Source organism: Nocardia sp. NPDC050710 (genome assembly GCF_040654375.1).
Taxonomy (GTDB): Bacteria; Actinomycetota; Actinomycetes; order Mycobacteriales; family Mycobacteriaceae; genus Nocardia.
Window position 1 is genome coordinate 228,982 of record NZ_JBFAHV010000010.1, and the last position, 17,615, is coordinate 246,596.

Consider the following 17,615-nt stretch of genomic DNA (forward strand, 5'->3'; position numbering starts at 1 on the left):
ATACCGATCAGGGTCTGGTCAGGGCGGCGTAGCGGGCGAGATGGTAATCGCTGGAGCCGAATTCGCTCTCGATGGCGGTGAGGCGCTTGAAATAGTGGCCGATCGCGAGTTCCTCGGTCATGCCCATCGCACCGTGCAGCTGGACGGCGTTCTGACCGATGAAACGGGCCGACCTGGCGATGGTGACCTTCGCCGCGGAGACCGCCCTGGCTCGGTCTGCCGGGGCAGCGCCGAGGGAGTGGACCGCGAGATAGGCGGCGGCGATGGACTGTTCGAGCTCCATATACATATCGACCATGCGGTGCTGGAGCACCTGGAAGCTGCCGATCGGAACCCCGAACTGCTGGCGTTGCTTCGCGTATTCGATGGTGTCGCCCAGCACCTTGCGCATGCAGCCGACGGCCTCGGCGGCGACGGCGGCGACGGCCTCGTCCACGGTCGCGTCGATCACCTCCCACGCCGCCCCTTCGCCGCCGAGCAGTGCGTCGGCGGGCAGGCGCAGGCCGGTGAATGTGAGATCGGAGCCGACGCGGTCATCGATCGTCCGGTACGAATGCACCTCGACCCCGGCGAGCGGTCGGGTCGCATCGAATTCGGTAAGGAAAAGCGAGATTCCGGCCCTGTCGCGCCGTTCGCCGGAGGTCCGAGCCGCGATGATCAGGTGGGTGGCCAGCGGTGCGCTGGTCACGACGGTCTTCACACCGTCGAGCACCCATCCGTCGCCGTCACGGCGCGCGGTGGTGCGGATATCGTGCAGTGTCTGGCCGGAGGCCGGTTCCAGCACGGCGAATGCGGTCCGCGCGTCACCGGCGACGATGCCGCGCAGCACCGCATCGGCCCGCTCGCCACCGGACCGATTCAGCAGACCGGCGCCGACCACGACCGTATCCACGAATGGCTCGACAACCAGCGCACGTCCCAATTCCTCGGCGATGACCATCAATTCGACCGGCCCGCCGCCCATTCCGTCGACGCGCTCCGGCAGCGTCGCGCCCAGAATCCCCAGTTCCTCGGCGAAGCCGCGCCATACGGCGGGCTGCCAGCCGTCGGCCGATTTCGCGGCGCCGCGGCTCTTCTCAAGGTCGTAGCGGGCGCCGAGGAATCCGGCGAGCGAGTCGCGCAGGAGTTCCTGCTCCTCGGTGAGTGTGAAGTCCATCAGAGCCCCAATGCTGCCTTGGCGAGGATATTTCGCTGAATTTCATTGCTGCCCGCGTAGATCGAGCCCGCGCGATCGTTGAAGTAGCGCAGCGGCGCGACCGCCTGCCAGTCCTCGCCGCTGCGGTAGCCGTCGGCGGGCGGGGTGTATTCGGCCACGGGTCCACCCGGTTTCGTGGCATGCGGCTGATAGACCCGCCCGCGCGGACCCGCCGCTACCAGCGCGAGTTCGGTGAGCTGCTGGCTCAATTCGGTCGCGAGGATCTTGAGCATCGAGGAGGCCGGGCCCGGGTTCTTACCCTGCGCCATCGCGGAAATGGTGCGGTACTCGAGGATTTCGAGCACTTCGGTGCGAATCCTGGCCTCGGCCAAGCGCGCCGAGAAGGCGGGATCGTCGATGAGCGGATGGCCGTCCGGCCCGGTCTGTTCCGCCGCGGCGGTGGCCAGATCCTGTGCCATCACTTGCAACATCGGCGCCGCCGCGCCGCCGCGCTCGTGCACCAAGAGATATTTGGCCACCGTCCAGCCTTCGTCGATGCGCCCGAGCACATTGCTCTTCGGCACCCGCACGCCGTCGAAGAAGACCTGGTTCTGCACCTCCTCGCCGGAGGTCATCACCAGCGGCCGGATTTCGATGCCCGGTGTGGTCATATCGATCAGCAGGAATGTGATGCCCTGCTGTTTCTTGCCCTCGCGCGAGGTGCGCACCAGGCAGAAGATCCAATTCGCCTCGGTCGCATGGGTTGTCCAGATCTTGCTGCCGGTGCAGACGAAGTCGTCGCCGTCGTCGACGGCCGCCATCGTGAGCGAGGCCAGGTCCGAACCCGCCTCCGGCTCCGAATACCCCTGACAGAAGAAGATCTCTCCGGTCAGGATGCGCGGTAGATAGAACGCCTTCTGCTCGGGCGTGCCGAAGGCGATGATCGCGGGGGCCACCATCCGAATGCCCATCGGCGACAGCGTCGGCGCGCCGGCCAGGGTCGATTCGCGGCTGAAGATGTAGTGCTGGGTCAGGCTCCAGTCACATCCGCCGTATTCGACCGGCCAGGCGGGCGCCGCCCAGCCGCGTTCGTGCAGGATCCGCTGCCATTCCATACTGGCCTCGTGGTCCGGGTACACACTCGTCGCCAAGCGCCCCGCCCGCCGCAGTTCGGGTGTCAGCTTCGCGTCCAGGAAGGACCGCACCTCGTCCCGAAAGGCCAGATCAGCCGCTGACCAGTCGTAATCCATCTGCCCTCCCGGAGGGATATGCCGCATTGCATTATTGTTGGCCAACCGCCAACATGACCACAATGTAAGTCCGCCACACTGCGAAATCAAACTGAGGCCATATGCCCGCAGTTATGAGGTCCGCGCGGCTCAGGACGCGATCAGTCGGCGGGTAGCGGATCGGGACCGCGCGCACCAGCAGCAGGACCACGACGACAGCGGTCTCCGAGCTGCTCCGGCGCGGCGTAGGCCAGGGTGGCGGCCAGCCACGCGTCAGCAGTCTTCGAAGAATGCCTTCGCATACCCCGAGGATTGGTACACGTAGTCGTAGCTCCAGCGCAGGACCGAAAGCCGAGGCTGTGGGTCGGCGAAGAGAAGTTCTCCGTCCCAGCACTTTCCGAGGATGTAGCGGGCGCGGGAGATATGCGGGGTGAAGGTGACGACGATGACGCGGCGCCAGCCTTCGACGCGAGCGCGGCGGGCCAGTTCGCGCCCCTCGCCGCGGGTGGTGCGCGGCGAGGGATCGAAGCAGCTCACCTCGAAGCTGTAGCGGCCGTGGCAGATTCGGTTCATCAGCGCACTGGTTTCGTAGGGGTCGGAGAACAGGACGCGGGGGGCGTAGCCTTCGCGGGCCAGGCGCAGTCCCAGTTGTTCGCGGCCGTCGTGGGCGCCGCCGAGGACGAGGATGGCGTCGGCAGGCGCGGGCGGGTCGGTGCGGGGCCGGACGTAGACCGGCCAGAGGGCCGCGACCAGGACGGCGAGGGTCACCGCCAGACCGAGTCCAGCCGAGACATACCGACGTCCGCGCACCGGGTCGATGCTAGCGGCGAAGGGTCTGCGCAGGTCACAGCGGTGTCGGAGGTTGCGTCGCCACCTGTACACCTGCTGTTGCCGTGACCCTTGCCTCGCTGACGCGGCGCGGCCATCGAGGGGGCTTACCAATCGATCATGCGATGCACAGTCTTCGGGACCGGGTACCTCGGGGCCACGCATGCGGCGTGCATGGCCGAACTCGGGCATGACGTTATCGGGGTGGATGTCGATCCCGGCAAAGTGGCGAAACTCTCCGACGGGGTGGTGCCCTTCTACGAGCCGGGGCTGGAGGAGGTGCTCCGGCGCAATCTGGATGCGGGCAGGCTGCGCTTCACCACCTCGTATCCGGAGGCGGCAGCGCACGCCGAGGTGCATTTCCTCGGTGTCGGAACCCCGCAGAAGAAGGGCGAGTACGCCGCGGACCTGAAGTATGTGCACGCCGTGGTGGATACGCTGGCGCCGCTGCTGGAGCGGCCCTCGGTCATCGTCGGGAAGTCGACCGTGCCGGTGGGAACGGCCGCGGCACTGGGCGAGCGGGCCCGGGCACTGGCCGCGACCGAGGTCGAGGTGGCGTGGAATCCGGAATTCCTGCGCGAGGGCTTCGCGGTGAAGGACACGTTGCGCCCGGATCGGCTGGTACTCGGGGTCGATCGCGCGCGTGACGGCGCCGACTGGGTGGAGGACCTGGTGCGCGAGATCTACGGGGATCTGATCGCCGACGAAGTCCCGTTCCTGCTGACCGATCTGGCCACCGCCGAATTGGTCAAGGTTTCGGCGAATGCCTTTCTGGCGACGAAGATTTCCTTCATCAACGCGGTGTCGGAGGTCTGTGAGGCCACCGGCGCCGATGTCACCATGCTGGCCGACGCGCTCGGCTACGACGCCCGCATCGGCCGCCGCTTCCTGAACGCGGGCCTCGGTTTCGGCGGCGGCTGTCTGCCCAAGGACATTCGCGCGTTCATGGCCCGTTCCGGCGAGCTCGGCGCGAATCACGCTGTCGCATTTCTGCGTGAGGTCGACAACATCAATATGCGCCGCCGGACCAAGGTCGTCGATATGGCGACCCGCGCCTGCGGCGGGTCGCTGCTCGGTGCGAATGTCGCCGTGCTCGGCGCGGCCTTCAAACCCGAATCCGACGATGTGCGCGACTCCCCCGCACTCAATGTGGCGGGCATGATCCAGCTACACGGCGCGGTCGTGACGGTGTACGACCCCAAGGCGCTGGAGAATTCGCGGCGTGTCTTCCCGACCCTGAACTACGCTACCTCGGTCGCCGAGGCCTGTGATCGAGCCGATGTGGTGCTGGTGCTCACCGAGTGGAACGAGTTCACCGCGCTGCGCCCGCAGGACCTCGACAAGGTGGTCCGCGCGCGCTCGATCATCGACGGCCGGAACTGTCTCAATCGTGCCACCTGGAGAGATGCGGGATGGGTGTACGCCGGACTCGGCACACCGTAGAGTTGCCTGCGACGAAAGCGGCGGAGGTAGTGCACGTAACTGCACGAGCACCCTGATGCCGTGATCGGACACAGCGAGGCGGGGGTGCCACGACGGACCGGGTATGGTCCCGGGACGGGCCATCCGTCGGCGGCGGCGCAGGCTCGCATGTTGTAAAGCGTGAAACGAGATGAGCAGCTAGATGAGTTCGGTACTGGGAGTTTCGGTGGGGGCCGGCGCCGTCCGTATGGCGCGGCCACATGCCGGGACTCCCCACGGGCAGGTCGCGCCGCATGCCTTCGAGCTACAGACGATTCCGGTAACCGAGCATCGGGCCGAGGAACTGGCCGCCGAGGCGGTCGGCGTGACAATCGAGAGCGCCCGCGATATCGCCGCGACCGCGATCGCCTATCGCAGTGAACAGCAGGCCCGTGCGGTGCGCGCCGCCATGGCCCGCCAGCAGCTCACCAATTACGAACTGGTGCCGGAGATCTTCGCCGCCCTCGAATTCGTCCAATCCACCGGCGATATTCGCGGCATCTCCTCCCTCGTGGTGTACGACCTGGGCAGTTCGGGTCTGTCGGTCAGCGTGGTCGACACCCAGACCCGCGAGGTCCGACATACCGAGCGCACCAGCGACATCAGCGGCGACTATCTGGATTCGCTGATCCGCGAACAGCAGATCGCTTCCGGGCGGATCGCGCATCCGGCGGATCCGGCCGGATTGGCCGCCCTGGACGCACTGTGCCGCGAGGCCAAGGAGCAGCTGTCCACGAATACCGCCGTCGCCCTGCCTAGCGAGCAGGGCTTGGTGTTGTTGGCGCAGGAGAATTTCGACGCGCTGATCATGCTGGCGATCGAATCGTCGGCCCGGATGACGCGCGATGTGATCGTGCGCTCGGATCGCCCGGTGCACGGTGTGCTCGCCATCGGCGGGTGCGCCCGGATCCCGCTGATCGCCAAGGTGCTGGAGCGCTGGATGGGCGTGCCGGTCATAGTCCCGGAGAGCCCGGAGACGGTGACCGCGCGCGGTGCCGCGCTGTTGGCTCGGCCGGTCCAGCCCATCGCACCGCCGGGACCGGCGCCGATGATGGGCGACGCCGATCTTTCGCCCGCCTGGCTATCGGCGCCGCCCAAGAAGGGCAAGCGTAAACGCCAGCGCGATGACGAGCTGGCCAACGACGATTGGCTCGGTGGTCCGTCCGAAGCGCAGGGTTGGCCGATGCGCGCGTCGCGGGGTCGCGGCCGCTCGGCCGACCAGCTGTCGCCCGAGTGGCTGGCGGGCGGGCAGCGTGGCCGCAAGCGCGAATTGAACGGCGCGGTACTGACGGTCAGCGCACTGGCGGTTGTCGCCGCGATCGGACTCGGTCTGGGCTACGGCCCACAGGTACTCGAACGCGACTCCCACAGCAGCGAGGGCTCCACCTCGGTATCCCCCTCCGGGGTCCCGCGCACCACCACCCTCGACCCGCAGATCGCGGTCGCCCCCGCCACCACCACCGAAACCGAGGAGACGGTGGCCGGGCCCCCGCAGCGCCGCCAAACCACCACCACCTCGGCGGAGCCGACACCCGGCCCGAATACCTTTGTCGTCCCCGGTCTTCCGCCGATCGTGGTGCCGACCATCCCGCCGGAGCTGTTCCCGGCCCCGGCGCCGCGCTGATCGATTACGTACCCCGGCGCCGTCGGCCGCCGAATTCCCGGTACCGACCGACGGGCCCGGCCCGTTCAGCTCCTGGCGTGCCTGGCGTGGCGCACGGGCACCGGCTGTACCTTCTTCTTCGCGCCGAAGGGCCGGGCCAGCATGGCGGCGATGCCGGTCGTCAGGGGTACCGACAAGGCCAGGGCGATGCCGCCGACCGCGGACCTGGTGATCTCGATGGCCACCGCGTCACCGGTGAGGACGTCGCGGATGGAGCGGCCCGCGACGCTGAAAAGCAGCAGCAACGGGAGCGCGCCACCGGCGTAGGCGAGGACCAGGGTGTAGACGGTACTGGCGATATGGTCACGGCCGACGCGCATGGCGGCGGTGAAGACCTCACGGCGGGAAGCCGATTCGTCGAGGGCGGCGAGTTCGAAGGCGGCCGAGGCCTGGGTGATGGTGACGTCGTTGAGTACGCCGAGGGTGCCGATGATGAATCCGGCCAGCAGCAGGCCGGTAATGCTGACGTGCTGGATGTAGGTGGCGACGTTGGTGTTCTGTTCCTCGGACAGGCCCGTCAGATGTGTCATCTCGATCGCCACCCAGGACAGGACGGCCGCGAGCACCATCGAGGTGAGGGTGCCGAGCAGGGCCGAACTGGTCCGCAGATTCACCCCGTGCGCCAGATACAACACGACGTAGAGGATCACCGATCCGGCCACCAGCGCCACCGGAATGGCGGGTTTGCCGTCCAGTAGGGCGGGTAGCAGGAACAGCACCAGCACCGCGAAGGCGAATATCAGCCCGAGCAGTGCCCGCAGGCCCCGCCAGCGCGCGACCGCGATGATCACCACGACGAAGGCGATCACGATCAGTGTGAGCGGCAATCCGCGCGAGTAATCCTCGAAGGAGTACAGCGGCGTGCCGTTGGGGTCGGTCTGGCGCACCACCCGGATCTGGTCACCGGCGCGCAGATCGGGTTGCCCTGGGCCGGGCGCGATTTCGAACAGTGTCTTATTGCCCTCGTGCGGCCCGGAGTCGATGGTGATCAGGCTGCGCTGACAGGTGTACGCATTGGTGCGCGGCGGCTCCGGTTTATCGGCGAACACCTTCCCGAGCGAGGGGCTGCCGCACGGACCGACATCCTGCACCACCACGGTGCCCGCCTCGGTCTGCACCGCGCCGCCGCCCGCGTTCTGCATCGGCAGCGGGATATCGACGCTCTGTTCGCTGGGCCACAGCATGATGGCGCCGATGGCGACGAAGATGCCGATGACGGTGAGTAGTCCGACGACGACGCGGGCGGCGGTGGCGCTGATCGCGAGTGGCTCGGAATTGTCGTGGTGATGGTGATGGTGGTGGTCGGTCACCGAACTCCTACCTTGTCCGTCGTATGCCCTCGGGCGGCATCTGCCCGGTGCCGAGCTTAAAGGATGCCATTTTCAAGATCGCGGTCCACGAAAGGTGAGCGCGCGCGAACCGGTGGCAAAGACCGGTCGGAAAAGTTGGAGGGGGCGGCGGAGAGCAGGGGGATGTCTCCGCCGCCCGCGAGCCGGCGGCCCAGGGGGGTAGGCGGCCGAACCCGAGGTCAGGTTGTCCAGGGGGGGTAGACAACTTGACCGGGCACCGAAGTGCCAAGAGCCACTGTACACAAAAGCCGAACTTTTGCGCTAGCCCACCTTCAAAACTCGCCAATATCCATACATTAGGTATGTTTCAGCCCCGGAACCAGGGCGATTCAGTTGCCGGGCACAAGCTGCCGACTACTGGCGATAGCTTGTGAGGAAGTTGCCGAAACGCTCGATCGCGACCGCGAGATCCCGGGCCCACGGCAATGTGACGATCCGCAGATGATCGTGGTTCGGCCAGTTGAAGCCGGTGCCCTGCACCATCAGAATTTTCTCTTGCAACAGCAGATCCAGCACCAGCTTCGAATCGTCGTGGATCTCATGAACATTCGGATCGAGCCGCGGGAACGCGTACAACGCGCCCCTCGGCTTCACACAGGACACACCCGGAATCATATTGAGCCGCTCCCAGGCCACATCGCGCTGCTCCAGCAACCGGCCGCCGGGCAGGATCAGATCCTCGATGCTCTGATGCCCGCCGAGGGCCACCTGAATCGCGTGCTGCGCGGGCACATTCGGGCACAGCCGGGAGGAGGCGAGCAGATCGATACCCTCCAGGAATCCCGCCGCGTGATCCTTCGGCCCGGTGATAGCCAGCCAGCCGGAGCGGTAACCCGCCACCCGATAGGCCTTGGACAGGCCGTTGAAGGTCAGGCATAGCAGATCCGGCGCCAGCGTCGCCAGCGAGATGTGCTTGGCGTCGTCGTAGAGGATCTTGTCGTAGATCTCGTCGGCCAGCAGCAGCAGCTGATGTTTGCGCGCGACATCGGCGAGCTGCTGCAGGATCTCGGTGGAGTAGACCGCGCCGGTCGGATTGTTCGGGTTGATCACCAGCAGCGCCTTGGTCTTGTCGGTGATCTTCGATTCGATATCGGCGATATCGGGCTGCCACCCGTTGGCCTCGTCACACAGGTAGTGCACGGGGGTGCCGCCGGCCAGGCTGGTCATGGCGGTCCACAGCGGGTAATCCGGCGCCGGGATCAGCACCTCGTCGCCGTTGTCCAGCAGCGCCTGCATGGTGATGGTGATCAGCTCGGAGACGCCATTGCCCAGGTAGACGTTGTCCACATCGAGTTCGGGGAAGCCGGGTACCAGCTCGTAGCGGGTCACGATGGCGCGGCGGGCGGAGAGAATACCCTTGGATTCCGAGTAACCCTGGGCATAGGGCAGCGCGGCGATGATGTCGCGCATGATCACATCGGGCGCCTCGAAACCGAACGGCGCCGGATTGCCGATATTGAGCTTGAGGATGCGATGCCCTTCGGCTTCCAGCCGTGCCGCATGCGCGTGTACCGGTCCACGGATTTCGTAGACGACGTCCTGCAACTTCGTGGACTGCTCCAGAACGCGGGGCGGGCGATGCGGTAGATGGCTCGGGCTCACCCGTCCCATGGTGCCATCCCCGGCAACCGTGTTACCTGCATCACTGTCGTTCGATTGTCGGTGACTGTCGCGGTGTGTGATCAGGACGACGGATTGCCCGGCGGAATCCCCTTCGCCGCGGTCGAACCGCAGAATTCCTCGATGCGCTCATCCAGCAAACGTGCCTCGACCGCATCGCGGAAGGCCGGATGCGCGATCCGGCGGCGCACCCCGGTGAGGCGCTCCTCCAACTGGGCGATGCGCTTGTCCTCGGCGAGGCCGAGTACCGGGCGCAGCGCCTCGGTGGCGCCGTCCAGGCTGCCGTTGATCAGATGCGCGGCGGCGGCATCCACCCTGGCCAGCGACTCGGCCCCGTAGGATCGCCGCTCGGAAGGGCCGTTGGAGTAGATATCGATCGCCCGCTGGGTGGCGGCCAGCGCGGGTTCGGCCTGACCGAGATGGATATAGGTCGCACCCGCGTAGTACTGCGACTTTGCGTCGTTGAAGCCGAAGACTCCACCGATCTCGTCGTGCAGGGTGTCGGTGGCGGCGACCTCGCGGGCGTCGTCCGCGGCCCGTATGCAGCGATCGGTATCTTCCGAACTGCCGATCTTGGACCAGATCCTGGCCTCGATATTGAGTAGTCGGACCTTGGCGGTCGCCGATTCGGCGAACTCCTGCCCGCTCTGCGCCAGTAATACCGCCCGCCGCGGGCGCTCGGACCAGTATTCGATCAACGCGTGCATGCCACGGGTCCAGGCGCGCAGACCGTTATGACCGCAGAGTTCGGCGTAAGACCGGGCGGCCCTGGCTTGTTCGCCGGCGGCATCGAGGTATCCGAGATCCGTGCTGGCATTGGCGAGTAACCCGGACAGGGTGCCCGCGAGCAGATATAGGTGACTGGTGTCGGCGGGCCGCTGATGCCCCTCGAGCAGCCGGTAGACCCGGCGCCGCACCCGCAGCATTTCCACCATCATCGGTACCGGCGGGATGTGCACATAATCGTTCGCGATCCGCGTGACGTCGGCGTCGAGTTGTTCCAGAGTGGTCGCACCCACATTGGAACTCTCGGCCTGGCCGGCGTGCTCGCTGGCCTCGTGGGCAGCCGCCATGATCAGATCCCTCTCCGAAATCGCTGCTAACGCATCACCTCTCATCGCACCGGCGTCTATGAGAGCCAAAAGGTCCGCGTCACTCGAATAATTGGCACGCGTCCCGGCGCCGGGATGCGGATCGAACCCCGATGCGGCGGGCCGATCGATCAGCGATTGATCGATCTGGAAGCCGGCGGCCGGTGGGGTGGGTGAACACAACGCCGCGAACCTCGCCCGCACAACTTCGTCGGACCTGGCCAGGGAGGTATCCAGAGCGGCTTGATTGATCGGACGTGGATGGACCCGGGCGCCGCCGGCCTCCCACTTCGACACCAGGCGTTCGTGCACACCCAGATGCGCCGCGAACTCCCTGATACTCATCCGCTTGGCATCGCGAAGGGCACGGGTCTCTTTCCCTGACCACTGCCGGACCACGATGTCATCCCTTCCGAAATGAACTCCCCACCCAGGGTACGAGTGCATTGTGGCTGCTGCCACAACAATTCGATGCCGCTATCGAGAGATTACGGACGTGGGAGGCCCGTAATCCCGCGCTCGGAGCGGCCGATGCACGACCGTGCGACGGCAGAGGCAGCGGAGTGGCAGCGGAAAGCGGGCATGCGGGCGATACCGTGTCACCCTCTCGCGGGCGACCCTTGGAGCAGGAGGCAAGGAGTTGGCCGTGAACGTGGACAGGCTCAGAACAGTCGACGATTGGGTCGCCTTCTACCGGCACGAATATGGACTACCGGTGATCGAGCGTGGCGGATTCGTCATGCTGCCCGTCAGCGGCCGAGTCTGTGTCGTTCATCTGCCGTCCGTCCGCGCCGAAAAGGTCAGGGCGGCACTGGAACAGCAGGGGACGAGGGGCCCCATGCTGGCCCGACAGATCCGCTGGAGCTTCCTGGCGGAGCCGGACTCCCGGCCGGGAACACAGATATTGGAGGTACTCAACCGTCTGGATATCGTGATACCCGCCATCGGCAGTGCCGTGATGTTGCCGACCGGTCTGGGACGCTGGACCCGGGAAGGGTGCTTCTGGGTCAGCCCACCCGACCGCGGCGGCACGCTTCCACCACTATCCGCCATCATCACGACGGCGCTGGCGGTGGGAGCGGGCGGCGGGGACTGAAATGCGTCGTCGGTCCCCGCTGCCGCCCGGCACTCCTACCCGGCCGAATCCGCCCCACCCCAGTCGACGGGGCGGAATCGGCCGGGCATACGTGCACCCCAAACGAATTCGCCGAATCCGCTAGCGGGATTCGACCGATTCCACGACCTCGCTGGACAGCGGGAAGTTCAGGTAGGACCGCGACGGCGTCGGGCCGCGCTGTCCCTGGTACTTGGATCCGGCGACGGCGCTGCCGTACGGATGTTCGGCCGGGCTCGTCAGCCGGAACAGGCAGAGCTGGCCGATTTTCATGCCGGGCCACAGGGTGATCGGCAGATTCGCCACATTGGACAGTTCCAGCGTGATGTGCCCGCTGAAGCCAGGATCGATGAAACCGGCGGTCGAATGCGTCAGCAGCCCGAGGCGGCCCAAACTCGACTTGCCCTCGAGCCGACCCGCCAGATAGTCGGGCAGCGTGCAGATCTCCAACGTGGACCCGAGTACGAACTCGCCGGGGTGCAGCACGAACGGCTCACCCTCGGCGGGCTCGACCAGACTGGTCAGCTCGTCCTGGCGCTGCGCCGGATCGATGTGGGTGTACCGGGAGTTGTCGAAGACCCGGAACAGGCGGTCCAGGCGCACATCGATGCTCGACGGCTGGATCAGGTTCTCCAGCAGCGGCTCGACCCCGAGACGCCCAGCGGCGATCTCCGCACGGATGTCACGATCGGAAAGCAGCACGGCACGAGCCTAGCGCCCATTGGATTCGGCTGTTCAGCCGCATGTTGACAGGCTGAGAACGATATCCTCTCGATCATTCAGACATCGGTTCCGTGACCGCGTACAGCCCCGCATCCCGGCCCGGCGCTGGGGACGACCCGACGATTTCGAGGCGGTCGCGGTCTACCTCGCCGGACCCGCCAGCGCCTACCACACCGGTGACACGCTCTTGATCGACGGCGGATACAGCATGTTCTGATCGACGGCCGTCACCCGCGCGGACCGAATTCTCCGGGCATCATCGAGTTACTCACAACCATTCCGGGTATGGCCTGAATATCTGGCCCTACCTGGCGTAATTACGCGCGCGATCCGATCCACAGCAATTTATCAGCGTCGGGAGGGAAGGTTGGTGACGTGCCATCGACCCCGAAACCCGATCGGACCCGGTTCCGGATACCCCGGATACCGGCGCTTGCCGCCGTCGCGGTACTGCTCGCGGCGCTCACCGTCGTGCTCACCCACCACGTGCTGCACGACAACGGGCTCACCGCGATCGATCCGGAGATCTCCGGGTGGGCGGTCACCCATCGCACCGCGGCGCTGACCGTGGCCGCCCGGGTCGTGACCACCTGTGGCGGCACCCTGACGTTGACCATCATCGCCACCCTGGTGTGTGCCGGGCTGGTATGGCGCGGGCACCGGGGTGCGGCCGTCCTTGTCGCGGTGACCGGTATCGGCGCGACGATCCTGACCGTGGTCGGCAAAAATCTGGTCGGCCGATCCCGCCCGCCCGAGGTCGATCGGCTCGCCGTGGTGAACAGCCTGTCCTACCCCTCCGGGCACAGCCTGGGATCGATCGCCGTCATCGGGATCATCGCCGTGGCGCTGACACCCCTGCTACACCGGGCGGCGACCCGTATCGCGACCGTCGCCATCGCCGCGATTTTCATTGTCGCGGTGGGACTTTCCCGGGTGTACCTGGGAGTGCACTGGCCGACCGATGTGCTCGGGGGGTGGTTGATGGGCGCGCTCTGGATCATCATCTGCGTGGCCGTCTACGGTGCTGCGCAGAACCGGCGACAACGTCGCGCCCGCCCGGTAGACATTCGGCCGACGCGCGACCGAGCCCTGCGACGCCGAATGACGTGAATCGAAAAGCCTGGTACGCCTATCCGTCGCCGTCGGTGACCCGCCCGGCGGAGCTCGCATCGTCGACCCCGCTGAAGACGGGGCGGTAGTGCGCGGCATTGGTATCCACCGCGGTGTACACCTCGGGGGCGACGTTTTCGTGACTGAATAATCCGGGCACACGCCCGTCTTCTTGACTCATTCGTCGAGCCTCCTCTGATCTGCGGCGAATAGCCAACCGTGGCGTCCGCACCTGACCACCGGCCGGGACACGCCCTGCGCCAATGCTTCCCTCGCATGGTACGACGATTCGGCCGATCCGTGCGGATCACTCGAACCGCATCGCCGGATCCGACTCGTCCCAGCCCGCCTCGACACCGCATTCAACGAGGTCGACGTGCGGTATCGCTTCCCGACGGCCAGATCACTGGTTCGCGGCGAAGCGGTGATCCGATACCGACAGTCCACCGACGCCGGCGACGCGGGTGCGCCGAAGGTGCCGGAGACCCGCCCGGCGTGCCCCACCACGTGAAAGACCGTCATTTTCGGATTCGGCGTAGGAGGTGTGTCGCTGCTCGATTACCGGCCGGGCTCGGTGATGTGTTGGAGTTTGTGGGGGTTGCCGATCGCGTGGATTCGGAGGATGCGGCGACCGTCGCTGACCAATGCCATGACCGCGACGGTGTGCCCGGCCAGCTCCGCGATGACGCCGGGTTCGCCATTGACGGCGGAGACTCGGAATGTCGTTGCGGTTCCGGCGAATGCCGCGACGAGCTGGCGGGCGATCACGTCGGCACCGGTGATCGGTTCGAGCGGCGCGCCGGGAACGACTCCGGCCGAATCGAATTCGCCGTGCGCGTCCGGATCGAGGGCGGCGACGAGGTCATCGAACCGGCCGGTGCCGCAGGCCGCGGCGAATCGGCGCGCGACATCCTCGAGGTCGTCGCGGCTCGGCGGCTGCCGGAGTGCGGCGGGATCCGCGGCAATGCGGCGGCGGGCGCGGCTGGCCAGTTGTCGGCACGCCACCGTCGATCGTCCAACCACAGCTGCGACGTTGTCGAACGGCAACCCGAATACATCGTGCAACAGATAAGAGGTGCGTTCGGCCGGGGACAGGCGGTCCAGCACAACCAGTAGTGCCATACGGATCGTTTCGTCCAGGGTGAACCGATCTTCCGGCCCGACGGCGCCAGGCAGGGCGACCAGGGGTTCGGGCAGCCACGTGCCCACATAGTCGACGCGGGCGGTCGCGGCGCGACGCAGCCGGTCCAGGCACAGTCGCCCGGTGACCGTGATCAGCCAACCCTCGATATCGTCGATGCCGTCGGTCCCGGTACGGGTCAGGCGCAGGAAGGCTTCCTGGACCACATCCTCACATTCGCTCACCTGACCGAGCATTCGGTAGGCGATATCGAACAGACGTCGACGATGCGCGGCCCAGGCCATCTCGATATCGAGGCTCCCTCGAGCACCGTTCATATCTATAAGGACGTTACGCGGGATCGGCACGTGACAGTGACGTCACATTGTCGGCGAGTCCAGCGTCCTTGAAGATATGACAACAAACGCTCCCACACTGTCCCACCCGCTATGGCTCCCCGATGACGTCCTCCCGTACCCGATCCGCGCCCTCGGCGACGATGACGAACGCATCGCGTTCATCGACGCCGGTGCGGGGCCTGTCGTACTGCTCGTCCACGTCGGTATGTGGTCGCTGCTGTGGCGAGATCTCATCACCGAACTCGCGCCCGCATTCCGGTGCATTGCCGTCGACGCGCCGGCAACGGGCTTCAGCGGCGGTCGGCCCGACCGGCACGCAACCCTCCGAACCGCGGCGGAGCGCCTGACCCGTGTCATCGAGTATCTGGATCCGGCCGATATCCATCTGGTCTGCCACGACCTCGGCGGACCGTCGGCGCTGCTTGCCGCGGGGGCCTGGCCCGATCGGATACGCACGCTCACCGCGGTGAACACCTTCGCCTGGCGACCCAGCGGTGTGCTGCTGCGCGGGATGCTCATCGCGATGGGGAGCAGCCCTATCCGCGGGCTGGACACCGCTACCGGCCTCCTGCCTCGGCTGACGACCACCCGCTTCGGTGTCGGACGTCATATGGACCCGCGGACCCGGCACGCATTTCGGGGTGGGCTCGACCGCAGAGGCCGACACAGCCTGCACCGCTACTTCCAGGACGCTCACCGCAGCGACGTATGGGCGCAGGTCGACGCCGCACTCACCACACTCGCCGATCGCCCCATCAGCACCGTGTTCGGCGAACACAACGATCCGTTGCGCTTCCAACCCACCTGGCGGAAACGCTTTCCACAAGTCACCCAGTACATCGTCCCCGGCGGCTACCACTTCCCGATGTGTGACGCCCCCGGCCTCGTCGCACAAGCCATCCGGACCCTCGCGACGCCCTGAATCGTGTCACCGCGGGAATGCCCTCTTGCTCCAGCACAGTGCGATGCCCGTCCGATCAGGAATCCGGCTTCGAGGTAGCCATTGCGGGGGTGGCGTGCCCCACGTGAGCCTCTTGGGCGTCGGGCGCGGATACGCAGGGAAGGGATGGAAGGCCCAGCGGCGCAACGACTTCGGCCAGAAGCGGTTCACGCAGAAAGCGAATGCCGAGCTGATCCGCACCGGTCCCACTCCTCGACGCCCGGAATTTCTGAAGCAATCAGGCAGCAACCGATACGTCGCTGGCCGTCTCCTGGAGGCACCGATCGCCGCCCGACGCCTGATCCGGCGGTTATTTCTGGGAAGATTTTGGGAGAATTCGCGGCCGAACGCTCCCGAATCCCACCGGACGCCACCACTGGCCAAGATTGGTGACGCATCTTCACCGCACGCCGAGTTGAGAACATCAGCGCAGGTCAGAGGCATCTACCAGGACTTTTCCCGCAGGCGCGGCGACTCTGCTAAAGTCTCCGACGTGCCCTTCGGGGTCCGCCGATGTAGTTCAATGGTAGAACTTCTGCTTCCCAAGCAGACAGCGCGGGTTCGATTCCCGTCATCGGCTCCACGAACACCATCTGACCAGTGCCGCACCGGGCTCTGCGCATTCAGCGGAAACAGGCACTGTGGCCAACAGTCTCGGCCTCGAATGCGGTCCCGCACACCGTGTCATCGTCGACGAATCTCCGATGGCCAAGTCTTTGCAGGTGATACTTGCCGCCGCTCGGAAGGGATCGCGAACGGGAATGGCAACTGTGACCGACGAGCCCCTGCTATCCGCGGACCAGGAGCGGCTGCTGCGCATCGTGGTCCATGCGCTCATGCGCCAGCTCGACGTGCATGCCACCGTCGCTGAACGCATTTCGCCGGCGCCCCCGGCCGAGGACGTGGAGACGGTGCTACGCATCCTTGCGCTGCCTGCGGTCGGCTACCTGCGGGGCATGACCGCCGAGGTACTGGCATACGCTGGCGCCATGGCATGCGCGCCGCGGCGACCTGCTGACCGAGCTCGCGTACGGCAATCGGCAGCGCTCCGATCCGGGGAGTGTTCGGCTACGGTCGAGACGTGAGCCGCACCCAGTGGACCATCCACGGCGAGACCGTGATCGATGAGAACCGACACATCAGGCTGTCGACGGTCGATATCGAGTTACCCGACGGCGTGAAGTTCACCCAGTACGTAGCGCGAATGCCTCGGTGCGCGATGACGCTGGTACTCAACACCGACAATGAAGCTCTGCTGATCTACCGGCATCGCTTCATCATCGATCAGTGGGTATGGGAGCTGCCGGGCGGCTATGTGGACCATGCCGATGACGTCGCGGCAGAGGCGGCGCGCGAGTGCGAGGACGAAACCGGTTGGCGCCCGCGAACGATGGAGCACCTGGTGACCTACCAGCCTTCCATCGGGACGCTCGACCAGCCGCAGGAGATCTACCTTTCCCGGGACGCCGAGCTCACCGACACGGCACCGGACATCAACGAAGCCGAAGAGATCCGCTGGATACCGCTCACCGAGGCGGTCGCGATGATCGATCGAGGTGAGATCGTCGGCGCCGCAACGGTAGTCGCCGTCTATCGAGCACTCAGTCTGATCGCCTAGAGATTGCGAGCACTTGCCGACGGAAGTAATCGACGATGGCAACTGGGACCGTCATCCCGACAACAGCACTACGATTGCGGCGCTGTGCTGACAACTCCGATCGGAAGGGCGTAGCCGATGGGCGCACTGGATCATCCAGCAGTCGCGGTAGCAGCCGACGCCCTAGACGAGTGATTCCTAATCGGTTCGGGGCGTGAGGGGCTCGAGTTTTGGCATGGCGGAGGGTATCGACGTCAGTTTGTGAAGACAGACCTC

17 protein-coding genes and 1 tRNA gene are annotated in these 17,615 nt (G+C 66.1%); 9 read left to right on the forward strand and 9 right to left on the reverse strand.

Annotated features, from left to right (window positions below):
* Window positions 1–7 precede the first annotated feature (7 nt).
* From AB0H61_RS19900 to AB0H61_RS19910, 3 genes are all read right to left on the reverse strand, one after another.
* Complete coding sequence (locus AB0H61_RS19900) at window positions 8–1,156, reverse strand: acyl-CoA dehydrogenase family protein (protein ID WP_357306410.1); 1,149 nt, start codon at window positions 1,154–1,156, stop codon at window positions 8–10.
* Window positions 1,156–2,385, reverse strand: a complete 1,230-nt coding sequence (locus AB0H61_RS19905; protein WP_357306413.1) for an acyl-CoA dehydrogenase family protein — start codon at window positions 2,383–2,385, stop codon at window positions 1,156–1,158. Before AB0H61_RS19905 ends, AB0H61_RS19900 begins: the two co-directional genes overlap by 1 nt.
* A 252-nt stretch (window positions 2,386–2,637) precedes the next feature.
* The gene (locus AB0H61_RS19910; protein WP_357306415.1) at window positions 2,638–3,174 is read right to left on the reverse strand and encodes a YdcF family protein; all 537 of its coding nucleotides are present in this window, start codon (window positions 3,172–3,174) and stop codon (window positions 2,638–2,640) included.
* A gap of 138 nt (window positions 3,175–3,312) precedes the next feature.
* Between AB0H61_RS19910 and AB0H61_RS19915 the strand changes: the two genes are divergently transcribed.
* Entirely contained in the window at window positions 3,313–4,635 is a 1,323-nt protein-coding gene (locus AB0H61_RS19915) for a UDP-glucose/GDP-mannose dehydrogenase family protein (RefSeq protein ID WP_357306418.1), read from the forward strand.
* A gap of 181 nt (window positions 4,636–4,816) precedes the next feature.
* Window positions 4,817–6,277, forward strand: coding sequence for an Hsp70 family protein (locus AB0H61_RS19920; protein WP_357306421.1), 1,461 nt, complete (start codon window positions 4,817–4,819; stop codon window positions 6,275–6,277).
* A gap of 65 nt (window positions 6,278–6,342) precedes the next feature.
* Here the strand turns inward: AB0H61_RS19920 and AB0H61_RS19925 are convergent, their stop codons facing one another.
* The 3 genes from AB0H61_RS19925 to AB0H61_RS19935 form a co-directional block, all read right to left on the reverse strand.
* Window positions 6,343–7,626, reverse strand: coding sequence for a YibE/F family protein (locus AB0H61_RS19925; RefSeq protein ID WP_357306423.1), 1,284 nt, complete (start codon window positions 7,624–7,626; stop codon window positions 6,343–6,345).
* A 393-nt stretch (window positions 7,627–8,019) separates the two neighbouring features.
* Window positions 8,020–9,276: a pyridoxal phosphate-dependent aminotransferase gene (locus tag AB0H61_RS19930; protein ID WP_357306426.1), complete on the reverse strand. Its 1,257-nt coding sequence runs from the start codon at window positions 9,274–9,276 to the stop codon at window positions 8,020–8,022.
* Between the two features lie 71 nt (window positions 9,277–9,347).
* Window positions 9,348–10,721: an XRE family transcriptional regulator gene (locus tag AB0H61_RS19935; protein ID WP_357306428.1), complete on the reverse strand. Its 1,374-nt coding sequence runs from the start codon at window positions 10,719–10,721 to the stop codon at window positions 9,348–9,350.
* 301 nt (window positions 10,722–11,022) lie between these two features.
* On the opposite strand from AB0H61_RS19935, the gene AB0H61_RS19940 reads away from it, so the two are divergent.
* Window positions 11,023–11,472 (forward strand): hypothetical protein, encoded by a 450-nt coding sequence (locus tag AB0H61_RS19940; RefSeq protein WP_357306431.1) that lies wholly within the window; start codon window positions 11,023–11,025, stop codon window positions 11,470–11,472.
* Between the two features lie 120 nt (window positions 11,473–11,592).
* Here the strand turns inward: AB0H61_RS19940 and dcd are convergent, their stop codons facing one another.
* Window positions 11,593–12,192, reverse strand: coding sequence for a dCTP deaminase (dcd, locus tag AB0H61_RS19945; protein WP_357306433.1), 600 nt, complete (start codon window positions 12,190–12,192; stop codon window positions 11,593–11,595).
* 52 nt (window positions 12,193–12,244) lie between these two features.
* On the opposite strand from dcd, the gene AB0H61_RS19950 reads away from it, so the two are divergent.
* Window positions 12,245–12,430: an SDR family oxidoreductase gene (locus AB0H61_RS19950; RefSeq protein ID WP_357306521.1), complete on the forward strand. Its 186-nt coding sequence runs from the start codon at window positions 12,245–12,247 to the stop codon at window positions 12,428–12,430.
* Between the two features lie 158 nt (window positions 12,431–12,588).
* The gene (locus AB0H61_RS19955) at window positions 12,589–13,323 is read left to right on the forward strand and encodes a phosphatase PAP2 family protein (RefSeq protein ID WP_357306436.1); all 735 of its coding nucleotides are present in this window, start codon (window positions 12,589–12,591) and stop codon (window positions 13,321–13,323) included.
* A gap of 19 nt (window positions 13,324–13,342) precedes the next feature.
* Here AB0H61_RS19955 and AB0H61_RS19960 read toward each other — a convergent pair whose 3' ends face one another.
* Both AB0H61_RS19960 and sigJ read right to left on the reverse strand, forming a co-directional pair.
* On the reverse strand, window positions 13,343–13,504 hold the full coding sequence (locus tag AB0H61_RS19960; protein WP_357306439.1) for a hypothetical protein: 162 nt from the start codon (window positions 13,502–13,504) through the stop codon (window positions 13,343–13,345).
* 377 nt (window positions 13,505–13,881) lie between these two features.
* Window positions 13,882–14,781, reverse strand: coding sequence for an RNA polymerase sigma factor SigJ (sigJ, locus tag AB0H61_RS19965; RefSeq protein ID WP_357306442.1), 900 nt, complete (start codon window positions 14,779–14,781; stop codon window positions 13,882–13,884).
* Between the two features lie 76 nt (window positions 14,782–14,857).
* On the opposite strand from sigJ, the gene AB0H61_RS19970 reads away from it, so the two are divergent.
* The 4 genes from AB0H61_RS19970 to AB0H61_RS19985 all read left to right on the forward strand — a co-directional run bounded on the left by AB0H61_RS19970 (window position 14,858) and on the right by AB0H61_RS19985 (window position 17,360).
* Window positions 14,858–15,724 (forward strand): alpha/beta fold hydrolase, encoded by an 867-nt coding sequence (locus AB0H61_RS19970; protein WP_357306444.1) that lies wholly within the window; start codon window positions 14,858–14,860, stop codon window positions 15,722–15,724.
* Between the two features lie 527 nt (window positions 15,725–16,251).
* A tRNA-Gly gene (locus AB0H61_RS19975) sits at window positions 16,252–16,325 on the forward strand.
* Between the two features lie 178 nt (window positions 16,326–16,503).
* Window positions 16,504–16,827 carry a hypothetical protein gene (locus AB0H61_RS19980; RefSeq protein WP_357306447.1) on the forward strand — a complete coding sequence of 108 codons (324 nt, stop codon included), beginning with the start codon at window positions 16,504–16,506 and terminating at the stop codon, window positions 16,825–16,827.
* Window positions 16,824–17,360 (forward strand): NUDIX hydrolase, encoded by a 537-nt coding sequence (locus tag AB0H61_RS19985; RefSeq protein WP_357306450.1) that lies wholly within the window; start codon window positions 16,824–16,826, stop codon window positions 17,358–17,360. Before AB0H61_RS19980 ends, AB0H61_RS19985 begins: the two co-directional genes overlap by 4 nt.
* Window positions 17,361–17,615 lie beyond the last annotated feature (255 nt).